This window comes from Neisseria sp. P0021.S007, assembly GCF_051956855.1.
In genome coordinates, this window is sequence record NZ_JBQCXA010000111.1 from 1 (window position 1) to 1,169 (window position 1,169).

Annotated in this window: 2 protein-coding genes; both read left to right on the forward strand. The window is 54.3% G+C overall.

The genetic code is table 11. The annotated features are described in order from the left end of the window. Positions 1-293, forward strand: a 293-nt coding sequence (locus ACTHUR_RS11520) for a nucleoside hydrolase (protein ID WP_440398659.1), incomplete at its 5' end; no start/stop codon positions are given. Between the two features lie 192 nt (positions 294-485). Continuing rightward, positions 486-1,169, forward strand: a 684-nt coding sequence (locus tag ACTHUR_RS11525; protein ID WP_440398660.1) for a glycosyltransferase family 2 protein, incomplete at its 3' end; no start/stop codon positions are given.

The window sequence follows — 1,169 nt, forward strand, 5'->3', positions numbered from 1 at the left end:
ATTTTTTCACCGACCCGCACGCGGCGCAAATCGTGTTGCAAAGCGGCGCGCCGATTACGGTTTTGCCGCTGGACGTTACCCACAAGGCGCAAATCACTTCCGAACGCATGAATCGCCTACGTCGTCTGAAAAACGCCAACGGCAGCCGTTTGGCGGATATTCTGCAAAGTTTCGAACGTTTCGACATTCAGCAGTTCGGCTTGGAAGGCGGTCCGCTGCACGACCCTTGCGCCGTCATCTGCGCCGTGTTCCCCGAATTGTTTGCAGGCAGGATGTGCCGCGTGGATGTGTAGACGCAAAGCGGACTGTCCACCGGTGCGTGCGCTGTCGATTGGCACGGTACGACCGGCAAAACGCCCAACGCGCTTTGGATCATCGAAGTCGATGCCGACCGTATGTTTGAAGAACTGACCGCCGCCATTGCCGAACTGCCTTGATTTCCCGATTTTGATTTTTCAGACGACCTCTTTTCAGACGACCTCATCATGAACCCGAAAATTCCCGCCACAGCAGCCATGTTGGTCAAAAACTCGGAACGCTATCTGACCGAAGTATTGACCGCGCTTCAAGACTTCGACGAAGTTTTGCTGCTCGACAACGGCTCGACCGACCGCACCTTCGAAATCGCCGAACGCTTCACCAACGTCAGTTATTACAAATACGACTTCATCGGCTTCGGCCCGATGAAAAACCTTGCCGCCCGCCTCGCGCAAAACAATTGGATATTCAGCATAGACAGCGACGAAGTGGCAGACGGCGAACTGATTGCCGCCATCCGCAAAGCCGTAGCGGAAAACAAAGAACAAAACATCTTCTCGCTCTCGCGTCTGAACCACTACAACGGCCGCCTGATCAAAGCCTGCGGCTGGTATCCCGACATTATCCCGCGCCTTTACCACCGCCGTTTTACCCGTTTTTCCGACCGTCAGGTGCATGAATCGCTGATCTTGCCGCCCGATGCAAACGTCCGTCCGCTCGAAGGTCGTCTGAAACACTATTCCTTCGAAAACGCCGAAGGGCTGATTCAAAAAATGCAGCAATACAGCTCGCTCTACGCCGAAGAAAACCGCTACAAAAAAGACAACTCGCCCTTCAAAGCTCTGTTGCACGGCAGCGTATCGTTTGTCAAAAACTACCTGCTCAAACGCGGTTTCGCCTACGGCGCGGAC